The organism is Peribacillus sp. Bi134 (assembly GCF_918698065.1).
In the GTDB taxonomy this organism is placed as follows: domain Bacteria; phylum Bacillota; class Bacilli; order Bacillales; family DSM-1321; genus Peribacillus.
Window position 1 is genome coordinate 319,574 of sequence record NZ_CAKKLN010000007.1, and the last position, 24,819, is coordinate 344,392.

Consider the following 24,819-nt stretch of genomic DNA (forward strand, 5'->3'; position numbering starts at 1 on the left):
AAAAATAAGGCCTCTAAACCAATCCCGATGCATGAAGGACACCTTCTGGTGACCTCTCCCGATATAATCCCAAGCCCATGAAATTCCAAAGATATTTCTTGTGTATATGAGTCTTTCTTTAATTGTTTTAAATGATATGTTCGTAAAGGTTCCTTCATGAGAAATCGCAAAAAGGGGATTGTCTCCCTGCCTGCCAATTTAAAAGGTCATGCACGCATTCAGTTCCCTTAAAAGGTTATGTCATCATTAAAGGGCTGCTGCACTATAACAACCATTTCTTCCCGCTTATTTCTCACTTCCGATGAATGATGTTGAAGGATCAAATACTCATTTATTAGTTTATCAAGCTGCTCGCTTTGGCGAAGGGTATACTCATGACCTAGTCCATACATTTTGGCTAACTCCATCATTTCCCAACGCTTCATTCGAATCTCAGAACAAATTTCCATTGCACACCTAGAATTCATAACAACATTCACTACTCCTGCCCTTTTAAAGTTACATTATAATAAAGAAGTATTACAAAATATGCCTTATATGTAAATAGATTCGCAAAAAAAGACAAAACTTCTTAAATTGCGATAAAGCTTTACCCACCAGCAGACAGGATATGACGGAAATTTCTAACCATAAAACCCTGATAATTATCAGGAAGAATCATATGAAGCCAGCTCCGAGAAATGATTCGAAAGTCACCCAATTTGAGGGGATTATTAGTTTCCGCTTAATTAATTCGGCACAGTTCCCTTTTATGAAAGCACAACATTTTTTATGAGCTTAATTGTGATTCCAAGATAATAATGATGGAACAAAAAAAGGAATCCAATAAAGGATTCCCCAGACTGTAGAAAATTCGAAGAAATGCCAGTCTGCCTGCAGTTTTTTAGGATAAGTACTATTTGTCCACTCCAGGCACACGCTTTCCGTTCCAATCCCTTTAATAAATTAGATAGAACCTTTTTCACGAAAAACGTCCTAGTTATTCTCAGAATCCACTCCCTTTCCGCCTACTGCCTTCCAAGCCACATCAAAGCAGGCATAGCCAGTTATTCGGCAGTAATGTCGCAAATATCTTTTACTCGAAAGGCAAATAAATATGAAAGCTCGTCCCTTTTCCCACTTCGCTTTCCACCTCTATATAGCCATTGTGCTCTTCAATGATTTTATAGCTGACCATGAGCCCCAGTCCGGTTCCCCTATCCTTCGTCGTATAAAAAGGTTCGCCCAATTTTTTTAGCATTTCCGTTGAAATCCCCATACCTTTATCGGTAATTGAGATGCAGCCGTATTTCTCTGAAAACCGGCTTGTTTTAATTTGAACAGATCCGCCATCCGGCATGACTTCCAATGCATTTTTGATGATGTTAATGAACACTTGCTTTAACTGGTTCGCTTCACATAAAACCTTAAATTCCTCTTCTTCAAAGTCTGTCTCGAATTGAATATTTTCCAACAGTGCCTGAGCGGCCAGTAATTCTAGTGTCTCTCTCAAAATTGTATGAATATCCTGTTTAAAAATTTTTAGAGCCTGCGGCTTTGCCAACACCAAAAATTCCGTGATAATGGATTCGATTCGCTTAATTTCAGATGTTATCACATGAAAATATGTGGAAAACTCCCCCTTGACACCATCCTCAAGTAACTGGATAAAACCTTTTAAGGCTGTCATTGGATTCCTGATTTCGTGAGCAATTCCGGCCGCCAGTTCACCAACGACATTCAAAGTATCCGATTTCCTGATCTGTTCCTGCATTTCGAGATTTTTACTCACATCTCGGAAAATGCTTAAATTCAGGTTCGAATATAAATTTTTCCTTGTCAAAAATTCAATATGCTTTACTCTTCCATCTTCGAATGTTATTGGAATGATGGATGAGTAGACCTCATGCTTATAAACATTTTCAATGTGAGCGTTCAAGACAGGAGCATTTTCAGGAATTTTTTTGATGAATCCCTTAACAGATAAAGAAATCAGTTTACGCTTTGAAATCTCCAATATTTTTTGACCTGCTTCATTAATATCCGTGAACCCTTCATGATTCCAGAGAATCAAGCCGTCTAAAGTTCCCTCAAAAATTTTCCTGAACTTCTTCTCACTATCCCTTAATTCCTTCTCAATCAACCAGCGCTCACTGACATTTCGAAATATCGTTACGTTATACCCGTCACCTTCATGTTTTTTGGCAGTCAATTCAAGCAATTTAATTTGGTTATTAGGCATTTTATAAATCAGCTCACCCCGAACTTGGGTGTCTCTTTCAAACGTTTCCATCATCTGACCAAAATGGTGATTATTGCTGTACACGTATTTCCAGATATAACTGCCTATCAAATCCTCTCTGCTGGATTCGAATATTTTACATGCTGAATGATTGACCCGAAAAATGATTCCATCATCATTCCAGAATATGATCGCATCCATCGACTGGTCGAATAATTCCGCAAAAATCCGTTCGCTCGTTTCTAACTTTTTTTCTATTATATTTGATTCTGTAATTCTTCGAAGCACCGACATATATAATTCATTTCCTACCGTTGAACTTATGGAAAAAGTAAAGTGATGCAGTTCATCCCCAACCTCAATCTCTACCTCTCCTTTGAAGTTCGACTCATAAAAGGCTCTTTGTATGCTCTCATCCCAATATCCCCGATAATCAGGGGATATGAGGTCCCTCATATTCTTACCGACAATCTCTTTTTTCGGGATGCCCATGACATGGATAAAGGCATGGTTCACTTCCATGATTATTCCTGAACTGTCGAATAGAACGATACTTTCTATGGCTGTATCAAAAATGTCCAAAAACATCTGCCTTGACATCCTTGTTTCCCTTGACGAAGAAACATCCAATGTCACATCCCTCAAACGATAGAACTGCTGTCCTTCGGAAAGCTCGCCTATACGCATAAACTCTATTTGCTTAAGGGCTCCGGTATGAAGCTGGATAATTTGCCTTTCAGGTTCATTCGAGGTTTTTAGGGAACTTGACACTTCCTGATTATTTAAAGGGATGACATCGAGAAAATCAGTTATCTTCATGGACTCCAGCTGATTTTTCGATGATTCCAGCAGGGCACATGAGGCATCATTGGCAAAAGTGATACGCAGTTCCTCATCAACCCTAATATAAGGCTCTGACATTGAATTGAAAATATTCAAAAACCCTTCGATTTGTTTATTCAACTTTATAATTTCCTGTTTATATCCCGATTCATTCTCATAACCGATATTCATATTAACCCCCTCATCAAAACCCCAACTTACCAAACTTTATTCGACATCCATCTTGATTTTCCTCGGTATTTTCGAAAAACGATAAAATTACAAAATTTTACTATATATCAAATGATAGTATATTGAATACTATAAAACTTCGCGTTAAGCTTAATTTAAGATTTTTATAATAAATTTAATAAATATTGATTTCGTACAAGGTATTTAGGGTATAAGAGATAACAATGCTTTCTTTCTAGCTACCTTAAAAATTTATTAAATGGAGGCAACAATGAAACAACGTGATTTTTTCTTCGATAACGCCAAGTTCATTCTCATGGCCTTTGTCGTCTTTGGACATTTGCTGAATACGTATATACATGACAGTGAAACGATTTATGCTTTATATAAAACCATTTATTCCTTTCACATGCCTGCCTTTATCCTGGTTTCAGGCTTCTTTGCAAAAGGTTTTTATCAAAAAGGGTATTTAGGTAAAATTACTAAAAAACTGATTTTACCCTACATCATTTTCCAATTGATATATACCGTTTACTATTATTTTTTATATGAACGCTCTGCCATCACCGTAGACCTGCTTGATCCCCAATGGTCGCTATGGTTCTTGATCAGTTTATTCTGCTGGAACATCATGCTGCTTGGTTTTTCAAAGCTAAAGCCATCAGTAGGCATAGGTTTATCAATCTTAATCGCATTATTGATTGGATATATTGACAATATCTCCAATTACCTTAGTCTTTCCAGGACATTCGTTTTTTTCCCGATGTTCTTGATCGGATACCATTTAAGCAAGGACCATTTAAAAAAACTTTTCACTCCCAAAATTCGTTTGGCTTCACTTAGTGTCATGTTAGTGATTTTTATCGGATTTTATTTAAATACCGATATCAATTATAAATGGCTGCTCGGTTCGAAACCATATGCCGAACTTGAAGATGCGACAATCGTGTCCATGTTCAAACGTCTGGGATTTTATGGATTGAGCATAATTTCAGTGTTCAGCTTCCTTTCATTCATCCCACGCGGACAATATTTCTTTACGAATTGGGGTAAACAAACCCTTTATGTCTATCTGCTGCATGGTTTCTTCATTCGGTTCTTCCGTGAAAGCACCATACAGGAATACTTCAGCAATACCGAGAGCTTCATCATGCTCGCCGGTCTCTCTTTCTTGATTACGGTGTTATTATCAAGTGAAATGATCGCTACGATGGCACAGCCGATCATCGAATTGAAGGCGACCAAAACAAAACGTTTCATGACTAAAACAAAAGAATATATTAAACAAGCTTTTTAAATAAAACGGATGAAGCATTTTCTGCTTTATCCGTTTTTATTTCATATCGACCTTCAAGGGAAAAGATTCCCCTTCAATACAATAACTCATTTTTCAAATGAAGCACGCTATGGTAAAATTACTCGTTAGTGCTTGTTGGCTTAAAAAGACATGTACACGAAAGGAGTCAGGCGTTTACTTTACGCCCTTTAACATGAATATAATAATCAGTACTCTTAATGCAAAATATATCCATACATCGCTATCCATCCGATATTTAAAAGCTTATGCCCAGCCAGATTATGATGTACAGCTGGCGGAATATACAATAAAAGATCCGATTATGAACATAGTTGGTGACCTTCATTCCAAAAAACCTGACGTAATCGGGTTCAGCTGCTATATTTGGAACATCGAGGAAACAATGAAGGTCGTAGCCATGCTGAAGAAGATCAATCCAGAATTGGTTATCATCCTGGGCGGACCTGAAGTCACCTATGATGTTGGGGAATGGCTTGATCAGATTCCCGGGGCTGATTTCATCGTAATTGGCGAAGGTGAAGTTACCTTCAAGGCCCTTTTATCTGAAATCGAAGGTTCGAATGACTATAAGAAGGTCGGCGGCATTGCGTATCGGCAGGATGGGAGAAAAATCATCCAGCCTCAGAACGGCAAGGTTGATTTAAAATCCCTCCCTACTCCATATCGTTTGGAGGAAGACCGCGGAGACCTATCTAAACGTGTCACCTATATCGAAACTAGCCGAGGGTGCCCGTTCAGCTGCCAATTTTGCCTTTCATCGATTGAAGTGGGTGTCAGGTATTTTGATCGAGAAAAGATTAAAGAAGATATCAGGTACCTTATGGCTAATGGTGCCAAGACAATTAAGTTCGTTGACAGAACGTTCAATATCAGCCGAAGCTATGCCATGGAAATGTTTCAATTCCTAATCGATGAACATCTTCCCGGTGTGGTTTTCCAATTCGAGATCACGGCAGACATCATGCGTCCGGAAGTTATCCAGTTCTTGAATGATAATGCCCCTGCAGGATTGTTCCGCTTTGAAATAGGAGTACAGTCGACGAATGATCATACGAATGATCTAGTAATGAGAAGGCAGAACTTCGAAAAACTGACAAGGACCGTAACCATGGTAAAAGAAGGGCAGAAAATTGATCAGCATTTAGACCTTATTGCAGGTTTGCCTGAAGAAGATTATCATTCTTTCAGAAAGACCTTCAATGATGTTTTCGAGCTCAGACCCGAAGAGATGCAGCTTGGTTTCTTAAAGATGCTTCGTGGCACTGGCTTACGGATACGTGCCGATGAACACCAATATATATACAGCGAACATGCTCCCTATGAAATCCTGGGGAATAATGTTTTATCCTTCGATGACATTGTCCGCATTAAACAAGTTGAAGATGTCCTTGAAAAATACTGGAACGATCATAGAATGGACCATACCACGGAATATCTTGTCCAAACGGTATTTCAATCACCGTTCGACTTCTTTCAAGATTTCGGTACCTATTGGGATGAACAAGGGTGGTCACGAATCGGACATCAGCTTGAAGACTTGTTCAGACGTTTACAGCAGTTTTTGGCTTCCCGGGAATCTGCCGAACTGAAAAACATTATCGGACTCATGAAATTGGATTATTTCATCAATCAAAAATACAAACCACGTAAACCTTGGTGGGAAGCTTCATTAGATAAAAATGGGCGGAAAGAGATATATGAAGATATTCTGAATAACCCTGGACAGCTTGGTTCCTCTTTCACAGCTTTGGCCCTTAATGAAAAGGAAATACACAAACACACATTGCTCGAGGCACTTCCCTTTGATTTGGAAACGTATTTAGCTGAGGGAACAATCGTCGATAAACCATCGTTCATGCTTGCCTATTTTGATCCGAGTGGTAAGGGATCAACGATTTTCCCTCAATCAAAATCTGGCAGCATCATACTTTAAGAATAAGGACGGACCCAAGAATTGGGTCCGTCCTTATTTACTTATCACTTTCACGTTTTTTATTTTCTTTTGCCAAAATCTCATAAATTTTTGTTGCGTTCATATCGCCGCTGAATTCGATTCCAAATTCCGTCCGTACATGTTCCCCCATCTTTTCCCCGCTGTCCCGTTTTTCTTTATCCATTAACTTCTTCCTTTTCTGCCCTGCTTTGAATTGCGGTTGGCACCTTTCATCGCGTTTTCCTCCATTGCGAACTCATTGGAAAATTCATTTTCAGCTTGGTTTCTTTTTGGCGTTTTACTTGCTTTGACAGCACCATCCACATTGGCTTTCCGTTTCATTTTCATCCACCCTTTTTAATATAGTTTACTTCTTTAGAGTGGGGTAAAAATGCCGGAAATTATTCAGGGATAATATAGGGACAGACGAGAAAAATAACCGTAAAACGGAAAGGGAGTCGCTATATGAAAAAAAAATTGGATTCACCAATTATCGACGATACACAACCGCACCAAATTAACGCACCAAGCTTTAAAGGAACCGGCATAAAACCAAAGGCTCCATTCGTTAATGATTATGGAGTCGTCATCGGCGACAGTAAATATGCATCCGAAAACTCACCACTTGAAAATTGGAGTGAAGATACAGATCCGGAAATCATGGCTGGAGACGAATGGATACACCCCACCAATGATATAGGCTGGAATACAACTGAAAACCGTGAATTGTTAGAGGCTAAAAGAGCACCGCAGCCGCCTTTCATGCATCCCGATAAGGATGTCAGCACCGATGCGGATTGAGTCGTTCTAGAAGGGCAAGAATCCCATTATCATACAAGGGGTGCATCACACCCCTTCTTCTCATTTAACCTGCAAAATCAACTTCCCTTTTGTTTGACGTGCGTTCATTTCCTCATGGACGGCTGCTGCCTTTTCAATTGGATAGATGCCCCCGATGGTTAGCTTAAGTTCCCCAGACGCGACGTATGCAATAAGTTCTTGAATGCTGGGCAACAGTAAATCTGGGTGTTTCATGATCTGTGGCAGGAAAAAACCTACAACGGATTGATTGCGCCTCATTAATTGCTGCGGATTCATCGTATATGGCTTACGGCTGGCATTACCAAAAACAACTAGACGTCCGAATGGTGCCAAACATTTCAATGTTTTATTGAAAATATCCCCTCCAGCCATTTCCAGCGCCACGTCGACTCCCTTTCCTCCCGTGACCTCACGGACTTCCATTTCCCATCCTTCTTTCGTGTAATCGATGAGTTCATCTGCCCCCATCTCTTTAGCCAGTTTCAACTTTTCCACTGTGCTGGCTGTGGCAATCACTTTTCCAGCCCCGAAGATTTTGGCTAGCTGGACAGCAATCGTTCCTACTCCACCTGCAGCAGCATGGACCAATACCGTATCCCCCTGTTGCATGCGTCCCATTGTCTTTAAAATATGATAGGCGCTCAGACCTTGAAGGGGCAGGGCAACAGCTTCATGGAACTGAATGGCATCAGGAAGCGGAATGGCCGAGAACTCATCAGATAGGGCGTATTCCGAATACCCACCTGATTCAATTAAACTCACGACCCTTGTACCAGGTTTGATTTTAGTCACCTTTCCACCAACCTCCACCACAACGCCAGCCACTTCCGCACCTGGAATGAAAGGAAGCGGCGTAGGTACTACATATTGCCCTTCCCTTCTGGCTGTATCTGCATAATTGACGCCGACACAATCGATTTCAATCAGAACTTCATGCCCAGTTGGCACAGGTCTTTCCATTTCAGTCAATTTCAGTACTTCCGGTCCGCCGTATTCTTCAAAATGAATGGCTTTCATCTTTATCCCTCCCTCATTAATTCCCTGTAAATTCCGGTTTTCTCTTTTCTTTGAATGCTGCAACTCCCTCCAGATGATCTTCTGTTGAAGCCATCAAGGTTTGCGTGATGCGCTCTTGTTCGAGTATTTCACCAAGTGTAGCCGTAAATGAATGACTTACGAGCTTTTTCATCATTCCATAAGCCTTTGTCGGTCCATTTGCCAGCTTTTCCGCAAGTTTCAATGATTCTTCTTCAAGTTGATTGAGTGGGTATAAATAATTAATGACACCTAACTGGTATAAGCGCTCCGCAGAAATCGGTTCGGCAGAAAAGAAGAGCTGCTTTGCAAGGTGGGGCCCTACTAACTTAGGTAAAAAATACGAGCCCCCTCCATCAGAAATCAGGCCTACCTGTGTAAAACTCATGGCAAATTGACTATCATCGGAAGCCACGATCAAATCACAAGCGAGTGCCAAATTGAATCCTGCCCCTGCCGCAAATCCATGGACGGCAGCGATTACGGGAACCTCAGAGGCATCGAGAGCCATTATGCATTCGTTCATTCTGCCGACATGATCATACAATTGACCTGCAGAGGCCTTCCCCATCGACTTTACGTCTCCTCCTGCAGTGAACGACCTTCCCGCCCCTTTAATGACGACGGCCCTTATATGTGGTGTATGTTTTACATCCTTAATCGCTTTCGTTAAGCTTGCGATCATATCAGGACTAAACGCATTCAAACTTTCAGGACGATTCAAAGTAAGGATCATTACATTATCGATTACTTCTGTCAATAAGTGTTCTTTTAACATTTACCCATCCCCTTTTTCTATTTGATCAACCAGCCGCCATCCACCAATAAATCCGTCCCAGTCATATAGGAAGCCTCCGGGGAAGCAGCAAAGGTAATGACATTACTTATTTCCTCCGCTCTCCCCACTCTTTCCAGTGCCGTGTTCCGTTGAATGGACTTTACGAATTTTTCATTTTGCAATCCATCCTCCGTCAATGGAGTTTCAATGAATCCAGGTGATACGGAATTGACCCGAATGCCGACTGCAGCGAGTTCCAGTGCCAATGATTTAGTTAAACTGATGACACCTGCTTTAGCAGAGCTGTAATGCGGGATGAATGCCCCTGCCTGATGCCCTGACAGTGAAGCCACATTCACGATTGCCCGATTGGAGGAGCCTTCATTACCACTGTCCGCCCCTTCTTCCATCACTTTCCCCAAGTACTTGGAAACAAGAAAGACACTTTTCAAATTGACATGCTGAATCATATCCCAATCAGCAGCAGATGTATCCAAAAGCTTCGAGGACTTTGATCCACCTGCGTTATTGATTAAAATGTGAAGGTCACGATATTGTTCCTTCACATACATGGCCAGCTCTATTACATCCTCCTCGACGGTAACATCTGCAGGGAAAATGTCGGCCACGGGAATCGTATGCCTCGCATTGATTTCTGCAGCTGCTTCCTCCAGCTTTCCTTTCGTCCGCCCTACCAATAACACTTTTGCCCCTTCGTCCGATAGGCGCATCGCTGTAGCTTTCCCAATACCTGAGCCTGCACCTGTCACCACCGCTATTGATTGTGAAAACCTCATCCCCTTCACTCCTTATCTGGATTTTGAACTACGTTTCCTGCCTTTTCAATTCAGCTTCGATCCTTCCATCCACCAACTCCGGGACAAGATCCAACGAACCTTTTTGCGCCGCCAATTCCAAATCGGCGATCAAACTATGTTTGTCAAACAGCTGTCCGACATATGATGATTTCAGGATATCAAAGGCATTTTCGCTATTCGTGCGATAAAGCGCATTGGCAGCCTTTGCTGCATCGTTGAGTATGAACGAGCCTTGCGACCCAGCAATCAGGCAATCTATCAAATGACCTGCACCGTAAAAGTCTTCCAGACTGAATTCACCTGAATTTCCCGAGCAAACGATGATGATCGTTTCTGTTTTATGATGTTTTCTTATTTTTTCTGCAACAGACGGATTATTCAACAAAGATGCGATATAAACCTTTTTGGCAGCTGCAGAATTTCTCAGCGCAACCGTTCCATTAGTCGTGGAAAGTATTAATGTTTTGCCGCGTACCAACTTACTCAATAGCGTCGGACTCGGATACATTAAATCATCAACCGGCTTAGCTTTTAGTTCCCCTGCAACTACAACATCCCCATGGTCCAATTCCTGGCTTTTCACCAAGGCATCCACTGGATCCATGACAGGTATCACCTGGCGTGCTCCCTCATGAAGTGCTGAAATAATCGTAGTGGTCGCTAATAATACATCAAGTACGACCGCAACTTTCTCCCCTTCTTGAAGCTTTTTTCCATCTATCTCTTCTTTTTTTAGCAGCAAATGAATGTTTTGTATATATTCCATAATATTAAACTTCCTTCGCAGCTACATTTGCTGCATGAGTGAGTAAGCTTTTAACCGTTTTTCCGAGATTGGAAAAACGGGGATCATTAGTCTGGCCTTTTTTATATCGATAATAAATTTGCTGAAGAATGACAGCCAACTTAAAGTAACCAAATGTTAAATAAAAATCGACGTTGGAAACATCCCTGCCGCTTCTAGCTGCATACATCTCGATAAATTCCCTTCGTGTCGGGAAACCAGGTAAAGTGGTAACGGATGCTTTACCCACACCGATTTTGATAAGTTCCGGATCACCGCTTTCCGTCCAGTAGCTTAAAGCCACTCCTAGATCGGCTAACGGATCACCAACGGTGGACATTTCCCAATCAAATAAACCAACCATCTCTGTAAGGTCCTGGTTAAACATGGCATTATTGATCTTATAGTCATAATGGATAATGGAAGTCTGGCTATGTTTCGGGATATACTGTTGAAAATAATCGATGAGCGGTCGAATTTCCTTGATTTCATCTGTCTTTGCTCTCTCATAGCGGGAAATCCATCCGCCCACTTGTCTTTCAATGAACCCTTCAGGTTTGGAGATTTCCACCAACGCAGTTTTCTCATAGGGAATCGAGTGAAGATCAGCAAGCCGATCGACCATGACATGAGAAAGCTGTCGGCACTTTTCAACAGTAGGCTCGATTCCCTTGGGAAATTCGGTATCTATTACAATTCCATGTTTCCTTTCCATTAGGAAAAAAGGGGCCCCCGCAATCGATTCATCATCCGAGAACAGAATAGGCTCGGGAGCTGCTTGAAAATATGGGTTGATCGAGGAAAGGATATGATGTTCACGCTTCATATCATGTGCCTTTGGCGCAACAGGGCCAAGCGGTGGCCTTCTTAGAACAGCCTCCCACTCACCAATTTTCAGCTGATAAGTCAAATTGGAATAGCCCGTTGAAAATTGTTGCAATTCTAACGGTTCATTTGGAAGGTCCAATACATTTTTTCTTAGGAAACCTTCTAATGCACCAATATTCAGTTCCTCGCCGGGCCGAACAGGAATCGTATCGCCAACCATGTTCTTCCACTCCTTCATTCTAATTATGAACAAGATGTGAAATGAGTTTTTCTTTAATCATTTCAGGAATAGGTTCACTTTTTTGATTCAAAAAATTAAAACAAACTAAAACTGCACTTCCCTTAGCAATGATTTCCCCAGTTTGTGAGCAGAGGATATCATGGGCCATTTCACAACTTTTCGTCCCTACCTTTTTTATAGATGAACGAATGGTCAAGAGTTGATTGAAATATCCCTGAGCAATAAAGTCGCATTTAGTGGAGGCTAACAAAAAGTTCCATGACTCGACATTCGTAGCTAAGCCCAAAGCTTCAAAAAATTTCATGCGCGCTTCTTCAAGGTAAATGAAATAGCTTGTGTTATTGATGTGGCCCAAAGCATCCGTTTCGGAAAAACGGACGTCGACTTCCAATTCATGCATAAGACCCCTCCTTGAATTAACGATGTACAAAAGCAGGTTTACGTTTATCCAAGAATGCGGAAACCCCTTCTTTAACATCTTCAGTTTGGAAGATTTCTTCAAAAAGATTCGTTTCAATCTCCAGTCCTTGTTCAAGCGTGGCTTCACTTCCTTCATTAATCGCCTTCTTGATTCTCGAAAGTGCCTGAAGTGAGTGCCTTGTCATTCGTGAGGCCAAGATTTTCGCTTCCGATAAGCCGCAGCCTTGCTCGACGACTTTATTGACAAGCCCGATCTTTTCCGCTTCCATGGCGCCTAGCGGATCACCGGTAAATATAATCTCTTTTGCCTTTGCGTTTCCGACAAGTCTGGACAAACGCTGTGTACCGCCAGCTCCAGGAAATAAGCCTAATTTCACTTCCGGCAGACCAATTTGAACCTGTGTTTCAGCCACTCGCAAATCACAGGCCAGAGCCAGTTCACATCCGCCGCCCAAAGTCAGGCCGTTTAATACAGCTATTGTAGGTTTAGGAAACTGGTCTATTTTGGTTAGGACGGCATGACCCTCCTTTACAATTTCCTTCATATTCGGGTTCCCCATCATGCTAGGGAATTCTTTTATATCAGCACCAGCCGCAAATGCGATATTGCCTGCACCTGTTATGAGTACCGCAACTGTTTCATTATCTTTTGAAAGTTCATCGAATGTTTCTCCCAACTCCCTGAATACTTGTTTACTGATTACGTTTAATGGAGGATTATCGATGGTGATGATCGCAAGCTTATTTTCCTTAACCACTCTAATTAATTTTGTCATCGATTCTTCACCCCTTGATTTGGATAATCATACCAGCCTTTTCCTGTTTTCCTTCCTAAATCCCCTTTATTCACCTTTTCTGCTATACAAGCATTCGGCTTGTCTTCTGGATTTCCAGTTTCATTGTATCGCTGCTGCATGACAAAATATCCTACATCAATACCTGATAGATCCATCAGTTCAAAAGGGCCGATGGGATGGCCTAAAGCTTTCCTGCAAATTAAATCGATATCCTTATAATCCACAATTCCTTCTTCATACAAATATAGGGCCTCACGCTGCAACGCTCCCAAAATTCTATTGGCTACGAATCCCGATATCTCTTTTCTCAACAAAACTCCTGTCCTATTCATTTTCTCTGTCACTTCCATCGCAAGCTCGGCTGTTTCCTCCGATGTTTGATCACTCATGACAACCTCAACACAATCCATAACTAGAGGCGGAAAAAAGAAATGCATATTAATAAACTTATCCGGGCGCTTCGTCACACTCGCAAGCAGGCTATTGACGATCGTTGAACTATTCGTAGCAAAAATGGTTTCCGCGGAGGCGAATTCTTCAAGTTTAGCGAAGACCTCCTGTTTCACATCAAGTTTTTCAACTACCGCTTCAATGATCAGATCAGCTCCACTCGCCGCTTTCTCAAGATCGGTAGTATATTGAAGACGGCTAAAAGCAGCCAATTTACGATCTTCAGACAATTTTCCTTTTTGAACCCATTTAGTCAAAATGGCGTCCAGTTTTTCTTTGGCTGTATTCAACGCTAATTCCTGAACATCCTGAAGAATCGTTTCGTACCCTCCAAGTGCAGCAAGCATCGCAATTTGATGCCCCATCTGCCCGGCCCCAATTACGGTTATCGATTGAATTTGCTTGTTGGCCATGCCTTCTATCTCCCTTCAACTAACTGGTTAGTATGTTACCTGGTCACGCTTCAATTCCCTGCAGAATCATCCCCATAAAAATGGAGGCAACTTCCTGTTCGTTTTTTTCACCTTCTGGGTCGAACCAATGATAGCTCCAATTGGCTACACCCAAAATAGCGAAAGAGATGATGGATGCATCGAGATTGGAACGTAGTTCTCCGCTCTCGATGCCGCTAATCAGCACTTGCTCGATTTTATTACGGAACTCATCCCGCTTAGGAAGGATTTGTGCAAGTTTTTCGTCACTTAGATTTTTCATTTCACGGAAAAAGACCGTTGCGCTGGATTTTTTGGTTCTGATGCTTTTTATAAGCATATATACCATATCGAAAAGCTTATCCTTACAGCTTTTCCCAGGTTCCGAAATGATCATTTCCTGCTCACTAAGCAACTCGTCTATATAAGCGAGATGAATATCCATAAGCAATTGCTCTTTGCTCGTAAAGTAATAATAAAACGTTCCCTTCGTCACCCCGACCGATTCGACGATATCAGAAATCGACGTTTCACTAAAGCCCTTCTTTTCAAATAAGCGTATGCTATGTTCTGTCATTTTTTCTTTCATGTAAGCACCCTCGCAATCTGTTAAAATTTCAGCTGAATTGATATCATACGCTTTCGTACTATCAAAGCCCTCTTATTTCCTGGAAAGTTCTTCTCTTAAAGCCCGCCTTAAAATCTTTCCGACATTTGTTTTCGGTAACTCTTCACGAAATTCAACGAAATGCGGAATTTTATAGGCCGATAGGTTGGCACGGCAGTAGTCGATGATTTCCCGCTCATTTGCCGTTTTATTATTTTTAAGTACAAGCACCGCTTTTACCGACTCTCCTCGGTACGCATCCGGAACGCCGATGACAACCGCTTCCTGGACAGCAGGATGTTCATAAAGCACTTCCTCCACATCTCGCGGATATATATTATAACCACTTGCGATGATCAAATCTTTTTTCCTATCGACAATATAGAGATACCCGTCATCATCAACTTTGGCGATATCACCCGTATAAAGCCAACCATCTCTAAGCGTTACCGCCGTTTCCTCCGGCATATTCCAGTACCCTTTCATCACTTGTGGTCCCTTGACGACCAATTCCCCCATTTCGCCAGTGGCCACTTCTTTTGTCCCGTCACCCAGGTCCATCACTTTATATTCAGTCGAAGGGATTCCGATCCCGACGCTCCCCGGCTTCCTTTTTGCAAATACCGGATTACAATGAGTTGTTGGCGAAGCTTCCGTAAGACCGTAGCCTTCCAATATCTTTGCACCTGATTTTCGTTCGAACTCACGCAGCAGTTCCACGGGCATCGGTGCACTTCCGCTGTTACAGACCTGAATTGAGCCCATTCCATATTCTTCTGCCCTCGGGTGATTCGTCAACGCTACATACATGGTGGGAACACCAGGAAAAGTGGTCGGCTGTTCACGCTTTATCGTTTCCAGCACTTCTTCTATTTCAAATCGGGGCAGCATGATCGAGTCACCCGCGATATACACGGATAAATTCATTGCGGACGACATTCCAAAAACATGAAAAAGCGGGATGACCGACAGCGTTCTTTCAGTACCTATTTTTAATTCATGCTTGAAGAATTCATACGTTTGAACGACATTGGCCAGAATATTGCTGTGTGTCAGCATCGCTCCTTTTGAACGGCCAGTCGTTCCTCCTGTATACTGAAGAACGGCTATATCATTTTCCGGATCGATTGATACTGGATTGATTTTGCCATCTCCTGTTTTCATGAATTGGTCAAACGAAGCATCAGGCTGAAAATCTGCATCCGAAGTCTGCAGGCTTACGACGATAATATTTTTCAAATTTGCATGTTGCTGTACACTTTTCACTTTTGGGTATAATCCGTCCAATACCACGATCGTTTCTGCACCGGAGTCTTGTAAAATATGCTGCAGCTCCCTTTCAACCAGCATTGGGTTAATTTGTGTGATAATGGCTCCTGTTGTCAACGAACCATAATACGCAATGACGTATTGCGGACAGTTAGGCAGCATGATGGCGACACGGTCGCCTTTTTGAACACCTTTTTTTTGCAGGGCTGAAGCAAAGGCTTGCGACGCATGAAAAAGTTCCTGATAGGATATCTTTCGGTCATAAAAAGTAATAGCTGTATTGTTTGGATGGGACTGAGATGCATTTTGAAGGATTCTTTGCATCGGAAACTCAGGGACTTTGATTTCCTTTGATATTGAATCAGGATAAACGGACAGCCATTTTTTTTCATTCATCATTTCATACCCTCCAGCCATATTTACTTACCTTTCATTACTTTGCATGTGAACCCCCATCGACGATCAGGATATTTCCAGTCACAAAATCAGATGCCTTCGAGGCAAGGAAAACCGCTGCCCCTTTTAAATCATCATCACTCCCTAATCTTTTTAGCGGAGTGGAATCCAAGATAGGATTCTTTCCTTGCTCAAGAACCCCTTTCGTCATTTTTGTCGGAAAGAACCCTGGTGCGATTGCATTTACATTGATATTATGCTGACCCCATTTAACAGCTAAATCCTTCGTTAAAGTAATGACCGCCCCTTTACTCGTATTATATCCGACCGTATCGAGCACCCTAGGGTCGGTCCCCCCTAATCCGGCGACGGAAGCGATATTTATGATTTTCCCATGTCCCTGCTCAATCATGACCCTGCCTGCTGTCTGGCTCATGATAAAGGTTCCGGTTACATTGACATTCATCACCTTCTGCCATGCTTCAAGGGGCATGTCGATGGCCGGTGCCCCCCAGGATGCCCCGCTATTGTTTACTAAAATGTCGATGGCACCGAATTCTCGGCAAGTTTCGTTAACAACTTCCTGTACATCTGACGGATTGGTGATATCACACTTGAAGGAAAGCGCCTTGACTCCAAGCTTTTCGATTTGTGAAGCAACTTCGTCGCATGCCTCCTTCTTCCTTGAACAAAGAACGACATTCGCCCCAGCTTCGGCAAAGCCAGTCGCTATTTGTGCTCCCAATCCTCTCCCTCCGCCGGTTATGATCGCCGTCTTTCCAGTCAAATCGAATAAATCGGTAACTTTCATATTTTCACCTCATGCTTTTGTTGGTATTTTCGAAGTTCTATTTTAGCAACTTGTGAGCGGTGAACTTCATCTGGCCCATCAGCAAGCCTTAACGTCCGTGCATTTGCCCAATGTGCAGCAAAAGGGAAATCATCGGAGATCCCTGCAGCTCCAAAGCCTTGGATGGCCCTGTCCAGCACTTTCAATGCCATATTTGGTGCCACCACTTTTATCATGGCAATCTCCGCCTTCGCTTCCTTGTTCCCGACAGTATCCATCATATAAGCGGCTTTTAGGGTCAGAAGTCTCGCTTGTTCGATTTCAATCCGTGAATCGGCGACCCACTCCATGATCACACCTTGTCTCGCCAATGTTTTACCAAAAGCGACACGGTTTTGAATGCGCTTACATAATTCTTCAAGTGCTCTTTCAGCAGCGCCGATCAGCCTCATGCAATGATGAATCCTTCCGGGTCCGAGTCGTCCTTGGGCAATTGCAAATCCTTTGCCTTCACCCCATAGAATATTCGTTGCCGGGACCCTCACATTTTCAAAAGTGATTTCAGCATGGCCATGCGGGGCATGATCATAGCCAAACACAGGGAGCATTCTCTCGATTTTGACACCCGGTGTATCCAGCGGTACAAGAATCATTGACTGTTGTTCATGCTTGGACGCCTCAGGATCTGTCTTACCCATGACGATGGCAATCTTGCATCGAGGATCGCCTGCTCCCGAAGACCACCATTTTCGGCCGTTTATGACATACTCATTACCCGTCTTTTCTATCCTGCATTCGATATTGGTCGCATCGGAAGACGCCACTTCCGGTTCCGTCATCGAGAAGCATGAGCGGATTTCCCCAGCAAGCAAGGGCTTCAGCCAGCGTTCTTTATGTTCCTCCGAACCGTATCGCACCAACACTTCCATATTACCTGTGTCCGGCGCATTACAGTTGAAGATTTCAGGTCCTATCGTCGACCTACCCATGATTTCACAAAGCGGGGCATATTCTATATTTGTTAAACCCGCACCGTAATCGCTATCAGGTAAAAATAAATTCCATAATCCTTCTTCCTTTGCTTTTGCCGTCAATTCAGATAATATCGGGGGTATTTCACTCCAGCGGCTCTTCTGTGCTTCGAGCTGCTTTTTGTATATTGATTCATTTGGGTATACGTACTTTTCCATGAATTCCGTTAACTTCTTTTCCAAGTTTTTCACCTTTTGAGTATGTTCAAAGTTCAAATTGAATCCTCCTTTTAAACTAACTGACCGGTTAGTATGTTATTACTTTTAAATTATATACACAACATTCAGATTTTTTCAACAATTAAATCATTATTTTCTTATCATTCAAAGCCCTGTACCTGGACCTTTTCTTTCCCACTATATTCCTTTTTTTGGACGGTGGGAAATATACATACGATTTTCGTACCTTTTTTCAGTTCACTTGTGATGAAAACTTTTCCGCCATGATTTTCGATGATTCTAAAACAAACGGAAAGACCCAATCCTGTTCCTGATGTTTTTGTAGTAAAAAATGGTTCTCCTACTTTTTGCAGGGAGTTTTCCGGAATACCCTCCCCTTCGTCCAAAATGCTCAAAAAAACTTCCCCATTTTCCCCATTTATGCTTACAAAAATATTTCCGCCATTCGGCATCGATTCTATGGAATTTTTTATCATGTTTATTAGTACTTGCTTGATTTGGTTTTCATCAAAGTACATAAAAATAGGTTCCGAATCATAATTTTTATGAATTTGAATATCGTTCAGTACGGCGTTTGTCTCCAACAACGTCACGACATGGTTGCAGCTTTCCTTTAAATCCTTCTCAAGAAAAACCGCCTCAGCAGGTTTCGATAGCAGCAAGAGTTCATTCAGCACTTGCTCAATTCGATTTATTTCCGAAAAAATAATATCATAGTACTCCTGCTTTTCGGCACCGCCATCTTTAATCAACTTCACGAATCCCATTATCGCTGTCATCGGGTTCCTGACCTCATGTGCAATCCCTGCCGCAAGTTGGGCAGCCGTTGATAATTTGCTTGATGTGATTGCCAAATGTTCGTTTAGGCTCACAAGCTTCTCTTCCGCATGTTTACGTTCATTGATTTCCGATAATATGCCCGCCGTCCCGATGAATTTCCCAGCGTCATCATAAATTAGTTTAACGAATGCTTCAACCCAACTTGTTCCCTTTTTCGCATTTAGTTTGATGTCCGCGCGAAAGTATTTATTCCCTCGATGAAAGGTGTCCGCAAAGGCCTTTAATACATCCTGATAAGAATTTTTATCCATATGTTTAGAAAAGTGAAGCCCCAGGGATTCATTCACGGTTGCACCACTCATCGATTTCCATGCCGGGTTTAAGTACAGCCAATTTCCTTTATCATCCGTCTGGAAAATAACCTCATTGAAGCTATTGACCAGTTCTTTGGAGTAATTGGAGATAATGCGATAACGCCCTTCGCTATCCTGCAATAAAGCAATCGTTTTACGTTTATGATCAAAGTTGGCACCCAAACACCAGGCTATGGTCAAAATTACGATTAAATATATTCCTGCAAAGGCGGAAAACCTGCGTTCTTCATGACCCAGCCACCCTATATAGGGCAGTATCAATATGAAGAAAAGGGCAGGGACAAAGATTCTTCCTGTATATTTCTTCACTTCTTCCACCTCCTTACCAAAATGATTTATACTTCATCTGATCGAATTCCAAGTAAGGGATTAAATTAGCATATCTTTTAAATAGAAATGGTGGAAAACTCACTTATAGGTAAATTTCAACATTTTATCCATGATTCCTGCAAACAACACAAAAAACCTTTCCACGGGTGGAAAGGTCACTGTTAAACTTAAATCATTTACCCAATGATGACGCGTTCTTTTGGATAATGGAAATTTTCCGTAACTTCTTTATGGCCTATGATATACAGGAGGGAGGTTATCCCGACACGGCCAATGAACATAATGATCATGATGACAATTTTACCGGTATTGCTGAGGTCAGGCGTTATTCCCATCGAAAGGCCGACTGAGCCGAAAGCCGAACATACCTCAAAAATGATTTGCATCAAAGTGAAATTTTCGGTAATTGATAAAATGAAGACCGCCATTATGCAAAGGAGGGATCCCATGATCATAACTGCAGTCGCTTTTCGGATATCATCGGGGTGAATTTCCCGTTTGAACACTTTAATGGAACGCCTTCCTCTCATGAAATTCCATAAAAATAGAATCATGATGGCCAATGTAGTTGTCCGGATTCCTCCCCCGACTGAACTTGGGGATGCTCCAATGAACATCAAAATGCTCATCAATAAAAGGGTCGGTTCCGAAAAGTCACTCACATTCATTGTTGCTAACCCGCCGCTTCGAGTATTGGAGGACATAAATAAAGAGTAGAAGAACGATTCATGCCAGCTCTTATTTTTAAAGAATCCATTTATTTCCAGGAGGTAAATCAGGATCGTTCCCCCAATTATAAGGGAAAAGAAGGTGACAGAGGTCAGCTTCGTGAACAAAGAAAAATGAAACTTATAAGTACGGGCCCTATTGGACAAAAACTCTTTCAGCTCAATTAAAACAGGAAACCCAATGGCGCCAAGGGTAAGCAGGATAATCGTAATGAACTGTACAAAATAATCGTCTTTAAATGGAATCATCGATATACCGGTAATATCAAAACCAGCATTCGTGGTGGCACTTACGGCTAAAAATAAGCCATTTAAAAAGGCCTCTTTCCAGTCTGGAAAAAAATTCAGAAAGTAAATACCTAAAACGAGAGCTCCAATCATTTCAATTACGACAAATATCTGAATGATTTGGATCAATAATTTAACAAGGCCCGAAAGATTCGATTGATTTTGATCAGTCATGATCAATTGCCTTTCCTTCAAACCGATTTTCTTTCCCACTATAAGCCAGAAAAAGGTTCCGAGTGACATGATGCCAATACCGCCAAATTGGAGAACGAACATTAGAATGAAATAGCCTACCTCATTATACACTTCAGGCAAACTAACAACTGTCAGACCTGTCACACTAACTGCACTTACGGCTGTGAATAAAGCATCCATGAATTTAAATTCCACGCCTGGCTTCAGAGCAACCGGCAAGCTCAACAGTACGGTCGAGATAGTGACGGCCAAAAAATAATAACCGACAATAAGCTGAGCTGGTGTTAACTTTGATAATATTTTTTTGATAGCAAACATAAAGAGTTTCCTTTCTTACTCCTATATAGTTATGTGAATCACATAACCATTAAATATCTAGTTTACCCTTTTTTCATTCTTTTTTCCATTCTCTTTTAAAACTGACTTACTTACAACAAAAAGGCAGGTTTACCAATAAGTTTGGTACTGCTCATATAAGTAAAACTCGACATTCTACTTATACTATCATTACAGCGGCAAAAGCCGTTGAAAAAGTAAAGGGGAGATTTAAAAATGGCTAACAGCAGTAACAATCTTCTTGTTCCTGGAATCGAACAAGCATTAGAACAAATCAAATATGAAATTGCATCTGAATTCGGTGTACAATTAGGTTCCGATACTTCAGCACGTGCCAATGGTTCAGTTGGCGGAGAAATTACGAAACGCCTTGTACAACAAGCACAATCTCAACTTAAAGGTCAGTAATTCCTAACACAATTAAATATCCATGGCTAAGAGTCCAGCTGCATGCTGGACTCTTTTTAATCATTATGTCCATTTCCTTTTCCATTATTGCCGATACCCCTTTTCGACTTATCCCAATCTTGTTTATTTTCCTTATGCTGTTTTGCTTGCTTATCCCGATTAGCCTGCTTCACTTGGTTAGCTTGTTTATTTTTACTTTCGTGCTTTAAATGATCATTATTATTTTCTTTGGCTGAAGAAATTTTTTTCACATCGAACTTTTTATCATTCTTTTCATTTTTCTGCTTGTTCTTTGATTGGTTGCTGTGGTCGCTTTCGGATTTTCCTTTTTTCTCGTTGCTTTTTTTCTTGTGTCCATTTATTGCATCCCGTTTCCGTTTTCCAATTGTATCTTCCCGTTCATTTTGTTTCTTAATTTTGGTAACTTCCATACCCGCGTTTTTCCGTTCAGTCGGTTTGGCTTCATTGGCCTGCTTTTGCTTTATTTCAATTTCATTATTCTCTTTTTTCTTTTCTCCATCCGATTTATTTTCCGTACTCAGCGTTACGCTCTTCTCTTTCGGATTAACACCCTTATCCTCGACTTTTTTATCTGGTGCTGGAGCAGGCTCCCTCTTATTGACTTTTACCTTATCCTTATCTTTATCTTCATTCAACTTCTTTTCGAGATACTTTCCAGTGGATATGCCTTGTTCCCTTGCTTGCTTCCGATCGCTTTTTGTTGCCTGGATCACTTTCATTTTTGTGTTAGAAACATTATCCTGCTCAGAAATTTCTTTTATCTCTTCTTTTAAATTCTTATCCAGTTCTTTATCTTTTTCCAATAACGTTGTGGAAACCACAATTTGTTTATTTCCTTTCAAATAACCAAGTTGCTTCGTCGTTTCAACGATACGGTTTGTAACAGTCTTTATATCCTTGCCTTTCCAGTCCTTCAGCTGACCAATCACAAGCTTGCCGTCTTCATTTAAACCGGTAAGTTTGAGAACTTCTAAATCATCGTCAAGCTCCAATTCAATGCTTGGATTCACATCTATCGTCATATATGCCGACACAGGACCAGGGAAATAAGAAGGAAGAATCGAAAACAGAATCAAGAAGGTGGAGGCAATGCTTAGCACGGCCGTTTTTTTGAAAGATGAATGAAAATTGAAAAAGGCTAAAGTGAACTTTTGTTTAGCAGGTGAAAAAGTGATTTCCTCACCCACTTCATATTCCCGTTCCTGCCTTTTGGTTTTCAGAAATTCACCCTCGGGGGTCAATAGGGTAACAAATCGCTTATTAACTGAAAGAATAACTCCTTTTTTCATTCATCGATAGCCCCTTTTATATAATCATTCAAATACAAAAAATCTCCGTTTATTATGATTGCCACAGCAATGATGTACTTTCTGTTCCGTTCAATCGTTTTTCTGCTTACTTCCACTTTTCCCTCAAGCTGTTTTACGGGCAGCCGCTTTTTTGCAAACAGGATTTCTTTCAGTTCGTCATCTTCCATTAACAATTTAGCGATCATAATAGCTCCCTTCCTGGCATCTGCATGTTTGGGAGAGTTTTCAACTAAATCCTCAAATGACAGACCAAAATCCTCTAGATGGCTTATATAAAGCAGAATTTCTTCTTTTCTTCTTTCCGATTCCTTCTGCTTCTCGTATTCATTGATGGAATTTTCATTATCGATATATATATGGCTTTGCTCATTATCATCATTCAGTGATAAATCCAATAGGACTTCTTTTTGTTTGGACTGGCTTCTTATATAATCTATAACCCTTCGTTTAACGAGGGTTTCGGCAAATGCCAATAAAGAACGGCCTTTTTCCGGGGAATATTTATCGATTGCCTCGTTAAAAGCAATCAGTCCAATACTGAATTCATCATCTGATTCGTATATGTAACGTTTGCAAACCGATGACACTGTTTTCGCAATAAAAGGTTTGAATGACTCTATGGTATCATTACGAAGGCTAATATCGCCTTGTTGAATTTTCAATACGGTTTCTTCTAAAGAACGCTTTTTTTTGAATGCTGTAAACAACAATCCAAGCATTTGCTCACCTCGCTCCTGTTGAACATAAAATACGCATCAACATACTTATCTTAAGCGGAGGGAGTCTAAAAGACAGTACCAAAAGAACTATTTTTGCATTAAAAATTAAATCACATAATATATCAACATGATAAAATACTTAGTTTTTTCTCGTTTATTACAGTGCAATTACAGTAAGTTATCTTTTTCCTGATTTTTGTCCAATACAATGGGACATTTGTCATTTTTATAACCGGAATTTAATATTCACATCTTTTAACATATCATTCGTAAACATCCCTGCGCTTTTGAGGGTCATCTCCAAAAATACATGAAAAAGCAAAAAAAACAGGCGTGACCAGCACGCCTGTTTTTTTAAGCTTCCTGTATTTTTTTCTCTTCTTTTTCTTTTTTTTCTTTTTTGCTTGAAATGATCCATGCACCTGCTGCAATTCCAATCAAAACGACCCAGAAAATCGATTTCCAAAGAGTTGATTCAGGGAAATGATGATCGATGATAGCCAGTGAAGGGTGTGCGAGTGTGTGTACCGCCAACTTCACTCCTACCCAACCCACTATCAAAAATGCAGCCGTTTCTAGGGAAGGACGCTGATGAAGCAACTTCACGAACCCATTTGCTGCAAATCGCATAATGATCAATCCAATCATGCCGCCGAGGAACATGATAGCGAATTGCCCTCCGTCAATACCGCCGACTTTCATCCAGCCTGTTTCAGGAAGTGTAACAGCCAGTGCGACAGCAGCCAACATCGAATCGATTGCGAAAGCTATATCAGCCGCTTCAACCTTTACCACGGTCATCCAAAAGCCGGATTGCTTTTTAGGTTTCGTGATTTCCTTCTCACCTTTACCAGCGTATTTTTTGTAAATGTGCTGAAAAGCAATGAAAAGTAAGTAAATCGCACCGATTGCTTGAACTTGCCACACCTCGACAAGAAAGGAAATAAGGAATAAGCTTGCAAAGCGGAAAACAAAAGCTCCCATCAAACCATAAAACAAGGCTTTTCGCTGTTGTTCTTTTGGCAAATGCTTAACCATGACAGCCATGACGACTGCGTTATCCGCAGCAAGTATCCCTTCTAATCCAACCAAGATAAGAAGGACCCAACCATATTCCAATAATATTGATGCTTCCATCCATTCAACCTCCAATAGTTAGTATTTCCT

Annotated in this window: 25 protein-coding genes; 4 read left to right on the plus strand and 21 right to left on the minus strand. The window is 41.2% G+C overall.

Features of this window, described 5'->3' with window-relative positions; all coding sequences use genetic code 11:
* Window positions 1-227: 227 nt before the first annotated feature.
* Entirely contained in the window at window positions 228-467 is a 240-nt protein-coding gene (locus LQ188_RS17770) for an aspartyl-phosphate phosphatase Spo0E family protein (RefSeq protein ID WP_101224501.1), read from the minus strand.
* Between the two features lie 608 nt (window positions 468-1,075).
* Window positions 1,076-3,235 carry a PAS domain-containing sensor histidine kinase gene (locus LQ188_RS17775; RefSeq protein ID WP_230177620.1) on the minus strand — a complete coding sequence of 720 codons (2,160 nt, stop codon included), beginning with the start codon at window positions 3,233-3,235 and terminating at the stop codon, window positions 1,076-1,078.
* A 271-nt stretch (window positions 3,236-3,506) separates the two neighbouring features.
* Here LQ188_RS17775 and LQ188_RS17780 point away from each other — a divergent pair, with 271 nt between their 5' ends.
* Entirely contained in the window at window positions 3,507-4,532 is a 1,026-nt protein-coding gene (locus LQ188_RS17780) for an acyltransferase family protein (RefSeq protein ID WP_101224499.1), read from the plus strand.
* A 193-nt stretch (window positions 4,533-4,725) separates the two neighbouring features.
* Window positions 4,726-6,486: a B12-binding domain-containing radical SAM protein gene (locus LQ188_RS17785; RefSeq protein ID WP_101224498.1), complete on the plus strand. Its 1,761-nt coding sequence runs from the start codon at window positions 4,726-4,728 to the stop codon at window positions 6,484-6,486.
* A 37-nt stretch (window positions 6,487-6,523) separates the two neighbouring features.
* Here the strand turns inward: LQ188_RS17785 and LQ188_RS17790 are convergent, their stop codons facing one another.
* Both LQ188_RS17790 and LQ188_RS17795 read right to left on the minus strand, forming a co-directional pair.
* Window positions 6,524-6,670, minus strand: coding sequence for a hypothetical protein (locus LQ188_RS17790; protein WP_157831111.1), 147 nt, complete (start codon window positions 6,668-6,670; stop codon window positions 6,524-6,526).
* Window positions 6,670-6,828 (minus strand): hypothetical protein, encoded by a 159-nt coding sequence (locus LQ188_RS17795; protein ID WP_094246584.1) that lies wholly within the window; start codon window positions 6,826-6,828, stop codon window positions 6,670-6,672. Before LQ188_RS17795 ends, LQ188_RS17790 begins: the two co-directional genes overlap by 1 nt.
* Before the next feature lie 123 nt (window positions 6,829-6,951).
* Between LQ188_RS17795 and LQ188_RS17800 the strand changes: the two genes are divergently transcribed.
* Window positions 6,952-7,287, plus strand: coding sequence for a DUF3905 domain-containing protein (locus LQ188_RS17800; protein ID WP_101224497.1), 336 nt, complete (start codon window positions 6,952-6,954; stop codon window positions 7,285-7,287).
* 60 nt (window positions 7,288-7,347) lie between these two features.
* On the opposite strand, the gene LQ188_RS17805 is transcribed toward LQ188_RS17800, so the two are convergent.
* The 14 genes from LQ188_RS17805 to LQ188_RS17870 all read right to left on the minus strand — a co-directional run bounded on the left by LQ188_RS17805 (window position 7,348) and on the right by LQ188_RS17870 (window position 21,176).
* Complete coding sequence (locus LQ188_RS17805) at window positions 7,348-8,325, minus strand: zinc-binding dehydrogenase (protein WP_230177621.1); 978 nt, start codon at window positions 8,323-8,325, stop codon at window positions 7,348-7,350.
* 16 nt (window positions 8,326-8,341) lie between these two features.
* Complete coding sequence (locus LQ188_RS17810; protein ID WP_230177622.1) at window positions 8,342-9,121, minus strand: enoyl-CoA hydratase; 780 nt, start codon at window positions 9,119-9,121, stop codon at window positions 8,342-8,344.
* Between the two features lie 17 nt (window positions 9,122-9,138).
* Complete coding sequence (locus LQ188_RS17815) at window positions 9,139-9,918, minus strand: SDR family oxidoreductase (protein WP_230177623.1); 780 nt, start codon at window positions 9,916-9,918, stop codon at window positions 9,139-9,141.
* Window positions 9,919-9,946: 28 nt separating this feature from the next.
* Window positions 9,947-10,705 (minus strand): 2-phosphosulfolactate phosphatase, encoded by a 759-nt coding sequence (locus tag LQ188_RS17820; protein WP_230177624.1) that lies wholly within the window; start codon window positions 10,703-10,705, stop codon window positions 9,947-9,949.
* A 4-nt stretch (window positions 10,706-10,709) separates the two neighbouring features.
* Entirely contained in the window at window positions 10,710-11,771 is a 1,062-nt protein-coding gene (locus LQ188_RS17825) for a phosphotransferase family protein (RefSeq protein WP_230177625.1), read from the minus strand.
* Between the two features lie 19 nt (window positions 11,772-11,790).
* Window positions 11,791-12,192: a thioesterase family protein gene (locus LQ188_RS17830; protein WP_101224492.1), complete on the minus strand. Its 402-nt coding sequence runs from the start codon at window positions 12,190-12,192 to the stop codon at window positions 11,791-11,793.
* Between the two features lie 16 nt (window positions 12,193-12,208).
* Window positions 12,209-12,988 carry an enoyl-CoA hydratase gene (locus LQ188_RS17835; RefSeq protein WP_230177626.1) on the minus strand — a complete coding sequence of 260 codons (780 nt, stop codon included), beginning with the start codon at window positions 12,986-12,988 and terminating at the stop codon, window positions 12,209-12,211.
* A complete protein-coding gene (locus tag LQ188_RS17840) occupies window positions 12,985-13,872 on the minus strand; it encodes a 3-hydroxyacyl-CoA dehydrogenase family protein (protein WP_101224490.1) in 888 nt (295 codons plus the stop codon). The genes LQ188_RS17835 and LQ188_RS17840 overlap by 4 nt, the downstream gene beginning before the upstream one ends.
* A 43-nt stretch (window positions 13,873-13,915) precedes the next feature.
* On the minus strand, window positions 13,916-14,479 hold the full coding sequence (locus LQ188_RS17845; RefSeq protein WP_230177627.1) for a TetR/AcrR family transcriptional regulator: 564 nt from the start codon (window positions 14,477-14,479) through the stop codon (window positions 13,916-13,918).
* 72 nt (window positions 14,480-14,551) lie between these two features.
* Entirely contained in the window at window positions 14,552-16,162 is a 1,611-nt protein-coding gene (locus tag LQ188_RS17850; RefSeq protein WP_230177699.1) for a long-chain fatty acid--CoA ligase, read from the minus strand.
* Window positions 16,163-16,199: 37 nt separating this feature from the next.
* Window positions 16,200-16,973, minus strand: coding sequence for an SDR family oxidoreductase (locus tag LQ188_RS17855; RefSeq protein WP_101224488.1), 774 nt, complete (start codon window positions 16,971-16,973; stop codon window positions 16,200-16,202).
* Complete coding sequence (locus LQ188_RS17860) at window positions 16,970-18,199, minus strand: acyl-CoA dehydrogenase (RefSeq protein ID WP_101224487.1); 1,230 nt, start codon at window positions 18,197-18,199, stop codon at window positions 16,970-16,972. Before LQ188_RS17860 ends, LQ188_RS17855 begins: the two co-directional genes overlap by 4 nt.
* Before the next feature lie 104 nt (window positions 18,200-18,303).
* On the minus strand, window positions 18,304-19,626 hold the full coding sequence (locus LQ188_RS17865; protein WP_157831110.1) for an ATP-binding protein: 1,323 nt from the start codon (window positions 19,624-19,626) through the stop codon (window positions 18,304-18,306).
* 197 nt (window positions 19,627-19,823) lie between these two features.
* Window positions 19,824-21,176, minus strand: coding sequence for a TrkH family potassium uptake protein (locus LQ188_RS17870; protein WP_230177628.1), 1,353 nt, complete (start codon window positions 21,174-21,176; stop codon window positions 19,824-19,826).
* Between the two features lie 234 nt (window positions 21,177-21,410).
* Here LQ188_RS17870 and LQ188_RS17875 point away from each other — a divergent pair, with 234 nt between their 5' ends.
* Window positions 21,411-21,602, plus strand: coding sequence for an alpha/beta-type small acid-soluble spore protein (locus LQ188_RS17875; RefSeq protein ID WP_034314196.1), 192 nt, complete (start codon window positions 21,411-21,413; stop codon window positions 21,600-21,602).
* Between the two features lie 56 nt (window positions 21,603-21,658).
* Here LQ188_RS17875 and LQ188_RS17880 read toward each other — a convergent pair whose 3' ends face one another.
* The 3 genes from LQ188_RS17880 to LQ188_RS17890 form a co-directional block, all read right to left on the minus strand.
* The gene (locus LQ188_RS17880) at window positions 21,659-22,912 is read right to left on the minus strand and encodes an anti-sigma factor domain-containing protein (RefSeq protein ID WP_230177629.1); all 1,254 of its coding nucleotides are present in this window, start codon (window positions 22,910-22,912) and stop codon (window positions 21,659-21,661) included.
* Window positions 22,909-23,652 carry an RNA polymerase sigma factor SigI gene (gene sigI, locus LQ188_RS17885; protein ID WP_101224483.1) on the minus strand — a complete coding sequence of 248 codons (744 nt, stop codon included), beginning with the start codon at window positions 23,650-23,652 and terminating at the stop codon, window positions 22,909-22,911. Before sigI ends, LQ188_RS17880 begins: the two co-directional genes overlap by 4 nt.
* A gap of 354 nt (window positions 23,653-24,006) precedes the next feature.
* Complete coding sequence (locus tag LQ188_RS17890; protein WP_101224482.1) at window positions 24,007-24,789, minus strand: TerC family protein; 783 nt, start codon at window positions 24,787-24,789, stop codon at window positions 24,007-24,009.
* Between the last annotated feature and the right edge of the window lie 30 nt (window positions 24,790-24,819).

Excerpts from the sequence above, each read along its gene's own strand:
- LQ188_RS17770 (WP_101224501.1), bottom strand. The coding sequence starts at position 467 with ATGAATTCTAGGTGTGCAATGGAAATTTGTTCTGAGATTCGAATGAAG.
- LQ188_RS17775 (WP_230177620.1), bottom strand. The coding sequence starts at position 3,235 with ATGAATATCGGTTATGAGAATGAATCGGGATATAAACAGGAAATTATA.
- LQ188_RS17780 (WP_101224499.1), top strand. The coding sequence starts at position 3,507 with ATGAAACAACGTGATTTTTTCTTCGATAACGCCAAGTTCATTCTCATG.
- LQ188_RS17785 (WP_101224498.1), top strand. The coding sequence starts at position 4,726 with ATGAATATAATAATCAGTACTCTTAATGCAAAATATATCCATACATCG.
- LQ188_RS17790 (WP_157831111.1), bottom strand. The coding sequence starts at position 6,670 with ATGGATAAAGAAAAACGGGACAGCGGGGAAAAGATGGGGGAACATGTA.
- LQ188_RS17795 (WP_094246584.1), bottom strand. The coding sequence starts at position 6,828 with ATGAAACGGAAAGCCAATGTGGATGGTGCTGTCAAAGCAAGTAAAACG.
- LQ188_RS17800 (WP_101224497.1), top strand. The coding sequence starts at position 6,952 with ATGAAAAAAAAATTGGATTCACCAATTATCGACGATACACAACCGCAC.
- LQ188_RS17805 (WP_230177621.1), bottom strand. The coding sequence starts at position 8,325 with ATGAAAGCCATTCATTTTGAAGAATACGGCGGACCGGAAGTACTGAAA.
- LQ188_RS17810 (WP_230177622.1), bottom strand. The coding sequence starts at position 9,121 with ATGTTAAAAGAACACTTATTGACAGAAGTAATCGATAATGTAATGATC.
- LQ188_RS17815 (WP_230177623.1), bottom strand. The coding sequence starts at position 9,918 with ATGAGGTTTTCACAATCAATAGCGGTGGTGACAGGTGCAGGCTCAGGT.
- LQ188_RS17820 (WP_230177624.1), bottom strand. The coding sequence starts at position 10,705 with ATGGAATATATACAAAACATTCATTTGCTGCTAAAAAAAGAAGAGATA.
- LQ188_RS17825 (WP_230177625.1), bottom strand. The coding sequence starts at position 11,771 with ATGGTTGGCGATACGATTCCTGTTCGGCCCGGCGAGGAACTGAATATT.
- LQ188_RS17830 (WP_101224492.1), bottom strand. The coding sequence starts at position 12,192 with ATGCATGAATTGGAAGTCGACGTCCGTTTTTCCGAAACGGATGCTTTG.
- LQ188_RS17835 (WP_230177626.1), bottom strand. The coding sequence starts at position 12,988 with ATGACAAAATTAATTAGAGTGGTTAAGGAAAATAAGCTTGCGATCATC.
- LQ188_RS17840 (WP_101224490.1), bottom strand. The coding sequence starts at position 13,872 with ATGGCCAACAAGCAAATTCAATCGATAACCGTAATTGGGGCCGGGCAG.
- LQ188_RS17845 (WP_230177627.1), bottom strand. The coding sequence starts at position 14,479 with ATGAAAGAAAAAATGACAGAACATAGCATACGCTTATTTGAAAAGAAG.
- LQ188_RS17850 (WP_230177699.1), bottom strand. The coding sequence starts at position 16,162 with ATGAATGAAAAAAAATGGCTGTCCGTTTATCCTGATTCAATATCAAAG.
- LQ188_RS17855 (WP_101224488.1), bottom strand. The coding sequence starts at position 16,973 with ATGAAAGTTACCGATTTATTCGATTTGACTGGAAAGACGGCGATCATA.
- LQ188_RS17870 (WP_230177628.1), bottom strand. The coding sequence starts at position 21,176 with ATGTTTGCTATCAAAAAAATATTATCAAAGTTAACACCAGCTCAGCTT.
- LQ188_RS17875 (WP_034314196.1), top strand. The coding sequence starts at position 21,411 with ATGGCTAACAGCAGTAACAATCTTCTTGTTCCTGGAATCGAACAAGCA.
- LQ188_RS17880 (WP_230177629.1), bottom strand. The coding sequence starts at position 22,912 with ATGAAAAAAGGAGTTATTCTTTCAGTTAATAAGCGATTTGTTACCCTA.
- sigI (WP_101224483.1), bottom strand. The coding sequence starts at position 23,652 with ATGCTTGGATTGTTGTTTACAGCATTCAAAAAAAAGCGTTCTTTAGAA.
- LQ188_RS17890 (WP_101224482.1), bottom strand. The coding sequence starts at position 24,789 with ATGGAAGCATCAATATTATTGGAATATGGTTGGGTCCTTCTTATCTTG.